The sequence below is a fragment of the Gramella sp. AN32 genome (assembly GCF_023718305.1).
In the GTDB taxonomy this organism is placed as follows: domain Bacteria; phylum Bacteroidota; class Bacteroidia; order Flavobacteriales; family Flavobacteriaceae; genus Christiangramia; species Christiangramia antarctica.
The window spans coordinates 362,988-370,144 of sequence record NZ_QEYO01000003.1 but is presented as its reverse complement, the minus strand read 5'-3'; the positions used below and the strand labels follow the sequence as shown (position 1 = coordinate 370,144).

The 7,157-nt window shown below is 37.1% G+C and carries 6 protein-coding genes; 4 read left to right on the top strand and 2 right to left on the bottom strand.

Going from position 1 to position 7,157, the window contains the following annotated elements; all coding sequences use genetic code 11:
- Positions 1-166: 166 nt before the first annotated feature.
- Entirely contained in the window at positions 167-2,230 is a 2,064-nt protein-coding gene (locus tag DHD80_RS06075) for a pitrilysin family protein (protein ID WP_251740253.1), read from the bottom strand.
- 21 nt (positions 2,231-2,251) lie between these two features.
- A complete protein-coding gene (locus DHD80_RS06070) occupies positions 2,252-3,574 on the bottom strand; it encodes a pitrilysin family protein (RefSeq protein ID WP_251740252.1) in 1,323 nt (440 codons plus the stop codon).
- Between the two features lie 169 nt (positions 3,575-3,743).
- Between DHD80_RS06070 and DHD80_RS06065 the strand changes: the two genes are divergently transcribed.
- The 4 genes from DHD80_RS06065 to DHD80_RS06050 all read left to right on the top strand — a co-directional run bounded on the left by DHD80_RS06065 (position 3,744) and on the right by DHD80_RS06050 (position 7,151).
- Complete coding sequence (locus tag DHD80_RS06065; RefSeq protein WP_251740262.1) at positions 3,744-4,208, top strand: DUF4199 domain-containing protein; 465 nt, start codon at positions 3,744-3,746, stop codon at positions 4,206-4,208.
- Between the two features lie 133 nt (positions 4,209-4,341).
- A complete protein-coding gene (gene rplU / locus DHD80_RS06060) occupies positions 4,342-5,025 on the top strand; it encodes a 50S ribosomal protein L21 (protein ID WP_251740251.1) in 684 nt (227 codons plus the stop codon).
- 25 nt (positions 5,026-5,050) lie between these two features.
- A complete protein-coding gene (gene rpmA / locus DHD80_RS06055) occupies positions 5,051-5,311 on the top strand; it encodes a 50S ribosomal protein L27 (RefSeq protein ID WP_229341672.1) in 261 nt (86 codons plus the stop codon).
- Positions 5,312-5,579: 268 nt separating this feature from the next.
- Positions 5,580-7,151: a carboxylesterase family protein gene (locus DHD80_RS06050; protein ID WP_251740250.1), complete on the top strand. Its 1,572-nt coding sequence runs from the start codon at positions 5,580-5,582 to the stop codon at positions 7,149-7,151.
- Positions 7,152-7,157: the final 6 nt, after the last annotated feature.

The window sequence follows — 7,157 nt, the reverse complement described above, 5'->3', positions numbered from 1 at the left end:
AGCAAACAAACGATTGAGAATAGAATTACCTCTATTCAACAATCGCTTGTCTTTTAAATCCTCAAAATGTCTTGTCTGCATTTTTTTATCCTAAAGTAGAATAAAAAAAGATGTGTCCAGACGGTAGATAATAAATACCGGCTTTTATATTTTAAAGGAAAAAGGTTTATTCTACTGTAAAATCCCCTTCGTTTATCCCCTCGTTTACTTTGATTTCACTTACTTTAAACTCCAATTTCTGAGGTCCCATAGACTGAGTCATCATAAATGGAAATTTAACCCCATTTACTTCCTGGTAATCTGAGTAGCCTGTTGGAACAGTCATGGTTTGTCCTCCCTGAGATACAGTTTTTACCACCTGAGTTTTCAATCCGCTGCCCACATCGTAGTAAGCTTTAGTGGTTTCATCAACATTTACCACGTAGGCATCTTTCCCGTCAACCTGCTCAATTCCGCTTAGCGTAGCAGAACCAACACTTAGTTCAGGAAAAGGATTGGCGTCGATCTTTGCCGCAGCGATTTGCTCTTCATTATAGGGAATTTTTTGGCCCTGCATGGTCATGGAGCCTTTTTCACCGTCAAAAACCTGATTTTGCATCACATTGCCACCCATAGATACATTCTGAAGCAGTTTTCCATCTGTTGTTCTTTTCATTTCAAGATCCAAGGTCATTCCCTGAATTTGTCCCTGAGCTATCATTACAACGCTTTCAACCTTGCTTACCGCTTCTTTTCCGCCAATGGCATTGATATAGTTTTCATAAACTTTATCGATACTTACTGAAGCATCTACTGTTTTTTTCTCAGGTTTTGAGGCAGCGTCAGCTAACTTATCATAATATTTAATTGGAATAGACTTTCCGTTATATTGAATTTTTTCAAGATTTTCCAATACATCACTACCTTTTCCAACAACTACGATTCTTGCGTTATCTGGCTGAAAATATTTTTGGGCTACCCGCTGAACATCTTCCACGCTAACTTCATCAATTTTTTCCAGGTAATCTTTATAGAAATCATCATCAAGATCTTCTGTTTCTACCTCATAGGCGAAATTGGCGATTGTAGAAGGCTGTTCTAAAGAAAGTACAAAATCACCCGTAATTTTTGCTTTTGCATTGGCAAGTTCAGCCGCTGAAACCTTTTCTTTTCTAATTTTATAAATTTCATCAAGAAAAGCAACTACAGAACTATCTGTCACCGCGTTTCTTACACTTGCACTTGCGGTAAAGGTAGAAGCATATTTATCATTTCCCGTAGAAGAATAAGCTCCATAGGTATAACCTTTATCTTCTCTAAGATTAAGGAAAAGGCGGGCTTCACCACCACCACCTAAGATCTTGTTCGCAACAAGAACCGGGAAATAATCCGGATCCTTCTTTTTTAATTTGATCGTGTTCACCACAGAAATTTCACTCTGTACCGCGTTGGGCATATCCACGAAATCAATCTGGGTTTTACCTAAGTTAGTAACTTCGGGCATATTAGTTTCAGGCACTTCAGTCTTTTTCCAGCTTGAAAAATTCTTTTTTACCAGGTCTTTCACTTCATCCTCATCTACATCTCCAACAATAACCAAATACGCATGTTGCGGGCTATAATAAGTTTGATAGAATTTTTTCACATCATCCAAAGTAACAGACTCCACAGACTCTGCAGTCACAAATTCTCCATAAGGATGATCTTTTCCATACGCTAAAGCTGAACGTACTCTGGAAGCTATAAATGCAACATTTTTGTCGTTACTTTTAATCCCTTCTATTTGTCGCTCCTTTGCTTTGGAGAATTCCTCTTCGGTGAAATATGGGTTTATAGCCGCATCTGCCATTAATTTCAAAATTTCAGGAAAGTACTTAGAAAGTGTATTAGCACTGGCACCACCGGAATAAAAATTCATTCTGGCTCCTAAAAAGTCTACTCTTTCATTAAAAGCATCTTTGGTCATGGTTGCAGTTCCGCTTCCAAGTAAGCTGCCCATTAAACTGGTAACACCTGCTTTATCACCTTCAAAAATTGGTGGATTGTCCAATCTTAAAGACATGGAAACTCTGGGGAGTTTATGATTTTCCACGATCAAAACTTCCAGGCCGTTATCAAGATCAAAATTTTCCGGTTCTTCAACATTTACCTGAGGTGCAGGGCCTGGTTTCGGCATTACACTTCGGTCTATTTGTGCAAACATATTAGCAGTAAATAAAAATACTGCAAATGCTATTATATAATTTTTCATCATTCTCATTTTAAACTTTTATTATTCTGCTTTTTGGCTTTCTGGCAAATAGTCTACAACCACTCTCTGGCTCGGCTTTAAATACTCCGTAGCGACTCTTTTGATGTCTTCGCGTGTAATAGATCGATAAATATCAATTTCCTCGTTTACAAGGTTGGTGTCGCCATAAAGCAAATAACTTGTAGCCAACGATTCTCCAATACCGGCAACACTGGAATTAGAATTTACATAAGCGTTTTCAGCTTTGTTCTGAAGTTTCTGAAAATCCTTTTCTGAAATTAATTCATTTCTAAGTTTAGAGATTTCCTCTTCCATTTCAGTATTTAATGTTTCAAGGGAAGTTTCACCTAACGGAAGGGCAAAGATCAAATACATTCCATAATCTGACTGTTCAAGATTGAATGCAGCAACCTGAAGTGCCTGTTTTTGCTCATCAACCAGTTTCTTATATAAAATTGAACTTTTCCCGTCGCTTAAATAATCTGAGATCATATTAAGTACATAAGAATCCTTTTCAGTAAAAGAAGGCGTTCTATATCCTAATATAGAAGCAGGGATTTGGATGTTGCTATCGTAAGTGGTTGTCCTTACCTCTTTGGTCATTGGAGTTTCCATTTCAAAATTTCTTTTTACTTCTTCTCCTTTTGGAATATCCCCAAAATAATCCTTTACCATTTTTTTAGTGTCAGAAACGTCAATATCTCCGGCAACTACCAAAACAGCATTGTTAGGAACATAATAAGTATCAAAGAATTCTTTGAATTCATCTAAAGTTGCAGCATCAAGATCTTCCATATAACCAATATTCGGATCTTTATATGGATGCTTTTCAAACATCGCCCCAGCTACCGACTGTAAAAGGTTTCCATAAGGAGAGTTATCCATTCTTGATCTTCTCTCTTCTTTTACCACTTCATTTTGTGTATCTACACCTTCTTTTTTAATAATAGGGTGCATCATTCTTTCAGATTCCATCCAAAGACCTAATTCCAGGTTATTAGAAGGAAAAATTTCATAATAATAAGTACGATCATTAGAAGTGTTGGCATTGTTGGTCCCTCCATTACTGGATACGATCTCAAACCATTTGCCTTTTTCAATATTTTCAGTTCCTTCAAATAAAAGGTGTTCGAAAAAGTGTGCAAATCCTGTTTTACCATTAATCCGGTCCTTACCTCCTACATCATACATTACAGAAGTAGAAACCACGGGGGCAGTTTTATCTTCATGTAGAATAACGTGCAGGCCGTTATCCAAATCAAACTCAGTGAATTCTACTTCCTGAGCAAATCCGGCTGCTCCAACAAATAAAAGGGCGGCCAGGAAATTTTGTTTCAAAATCATTTTTTTCAAAGTTTTCAATTAGCGTTCTATGAGTAGAAAAAATTTAAGTTGTGTTACACAGAATTAGAGAATACTTCTTAAAAATGGGATATGTGTTAAAATTAACAAGCTATTAAGGCAAAAACCGCCTCGTTTTTAGGAAATTTACTTTTTAAACGAATCTATAATGATGAATAAATTCAGTATCCCTATAAAATACGGAGTGGCCATCGCTGCCGGGTTAATTGCATATTTTTTAATTCTTTCCTTGTTTGGGGTCCAAAACAATCCCGTGTGGAGTCTTTTTAATGGTGTGATCATGGCCTATGGTATGTTTGAATCAATCAAGCATTACAGGTTGAAAAAGGGAAATAAATTTAAATATCAAAAAGGTTTTATGGCCAGCCTGCTCACTGGTTTTAATGCAACGATAATTTTTACTGTTTTCTTCGGATTTTATGCTACGGAATTTAATCCTGACTTTATTGACGAATTGCTCACTATGTGGAAAACCGATTACAGCACCAATATTGGGATTGTTCTATTCACGGTCGCGGTGATGGGTTTTGCTACCAGTCTGGTGATAACCTTCGCTTATATGCAATTTTTCAAGGATTCATGGAATACCGTTGAGGGCAAAAAACACACCCTGTAGATAGCATTCTGAATTTTTAAAAAAGCTTTGGCAATTAATTAATTAGAAGTATATTTGCACCCGCCTTAAAATAAATTAAGGCTGATTTGTTTTTAAACACAAGTCGTCAAAATAATTTTAATTAATCAAAGCTATGTACGCAATTGTAGAGATAGCAGGGCAGCAATTTAAAGTTGCAAAAGACCAGAGGGTGTTTGTTAACCGAATGGAAGGTAAAGAAGGGGACAGTATTTCTTTTGATAAAGTTCTTCTTACCGGAGATGGAGATAACATCACTGTTGGCGCCCCGGCTATAGATGGCGCTCTTGTTGGAGCAAAAATTAACCGTCATTTAAAAGGGAACAAAGTAATTGTTTTCAAAAAGAAAAGACGTAAAGGTTACCGGGTTAAAAACGGTCACCGCCAGGCACTTACAGAAATTCTTATTGGTGATATCACCATAGATGGTAAGAAAAAATCTGATTCTAAGAAGTCTGAACCTAAGAAAGAAGATAAAAAAGCTGCACCTAAAGCTGCTCCAAAAAAAGAGGAGTCTAAAAAGGCAGCTCCTAAAAAATCTGCGAAGGCAGATGATCTTAAAAAGATCGAAGGAGCAGGACCTAAAGCTGCTGAGGCTTTAGTAAATGCTGGTGTAGATACTTTCGCGAAACTTTCTAAAAAATCTTCTGAAGAGATTAAAGAAATCCTTACAAATGAAAGTTCTTCTTTAGCCCATTTAGATCCTGAAACATGGCCAAAGCAGGCTAAATTAGCTGCTGACGGTAAATGGGACGAGTTAAAACAACTTCAGGACGATTTAAACGGAGGGAAAGCTTAATTAATCCTATTAAACTAAAAACACCATGGCACACAAAAAAGGAGTCGGTAGTTCCAAGAACGGTAGAGAATCAGAATCAAAACGTTTAGGCGTTAAGATTTTTGGTGGTCAGGCTGCCATTGCAGGGAACATCATCGTTAGACAAAGAGGTACAGCACATCGCCCAGGCGATAATGTGTATGCCGGTAAAGATCATACATTACATGCCAAAGTAGATGGTCTTGTAAAGTTCACTAAAAAGAAAGATGATAAATCTTATGTTTCTATTGAGCCATTCGAAGCTTAATTTTAGAAACAATCTTATAAATAAACCCTCTTCAGCAATGAAGGGGGTTTATTATTTGACTATAATCTGTACCTTAAACTAAACTTTGTGAGCATAGCTGAAGAAAGGAATTTTGACGAAATACAGGTATACAGAAGCATTTTCAGGATCTGTAATATTGTAATAATTTGCAGTGTGATAAGATTCTGAAACATCCCGCTATCGGAACAGAATGACGTCCTTTATGACTTACGGACAATTAAAAAAATATCAATAAATTAAGCTTAGAATGAACAAAACTAAATATTATATATCGCTATGGATTGTTTGCTTTTTCAGCCTCAATTTTTATGCCCAGGAATCTCTAATTGTAGAAACTGAAAATGGTAAAATTGAAGGTCTCATTGATCAAGACCAGCATTTAAATATATTTTTAGGCGTCCCCTTTGCAAAGCCGCCAATTGAAAAACTTAGGTGGAAAGCCCCTCAGGAACTGGAAGATTGGGAAGGAGTGAAAGAAACCAAAAAATTTGGACCCTCTGCCATACAAACCAACGTCTTTGGAGATATGGTTTATCGCAGTGACGGTATAAGTGAAGATTGCCTCTATCTAAATATTTGGGCGCCAACAGAAAGTAATGGTGAAGGTTTACCTGTTCTGGTCTATTTTTATGGTGGAGGTTTTGTTGCCGGGGATGGATCTGAACCCAGATATGATGGGGCATCTATGGCTAGAAATGGCATTATCGCCATCACTGTAAATTACCGATTAAATATTTTTGGATTTTTAGCACACCCTAAATTATCTAAGCAAGCTGAATACAACGCCTCGGGAAATTATGGTTTACTGGATCAAACTGCTGCTTTAAAATGGGTTTATGAAAATATCGAAAATTTTGGTGGTGATCCTGAAAAAATAACTATTGCCGGTGAATCTGCAGGTTCAATTTCTGTAAGTGCACTTATGGTTTCTCCATTATCAAAAGATTTGCTCGCGGGCGCAATTGGGGAAAGTGGTGCGTCTATCAAACCCACTTTGGCTCCTGTTCCTTTACACGAGGCTGAAAAAGTTGGAGCAGAATTCGTTGAGAAAACGGGTTACAGCCTGGAAGCCTTAAGAGCTTTGAGTACAGAGGAATTATTTGAAGTCTATAATAATTCAGGTAGGTTTGGTTTTCCAACCGTAATCGATTCTTACTTTTTACCTAAATCATTACCTGAAATTTTTGAAAAAGGGGAGCAGGCTCAAATTCCTTTAATGCTTGGATGGAACTCTGCAGAGTCACCTTCCATGGCAATCACTCAGGGATCAGACTATTCAAAGGAAAATTATGCGACCAAAATTATGACGCTTTATCCTGAAAATTACGATGAAGTCCTTGATTTGTACGCTGCGAACAATGAAGATGAAGTACGAATGGCCGCGACAGATCTGGCATCAGATCGCTTTATTGCTTACGGAACCTGGAAGTGGTTTGACCTTCACAGAAAAAATTCAGAAGAACCGGTATATCGATATTTATTCAGTAAAGTTCGACCTTCAGCAAATCAAAATTCGGAAATTGTACCCGACGGGGCACCACATGCTTCAGAAATAGAGTATTTCTTAGGAAATCTGGAGTTGGTAGACGAAGGTTATTTTACAAAGGAGGACTATGAGGTTTCAAAAACTATTCAGCAATATGTATTGAATTTTGTAAAAACTGGGAATCCAAATGGAGAAGAACTTTTATACTGGCCTTCCGCAAAACCGGATGATGAAAAACCTCCTGTACTTATTATTGATTCAGAATTTGAAGTGAAAAAGTCTGCTAAAGAAAATAGGTACCGATTTCTGGATAACTATTACGGAAATGAATAAAAAAAA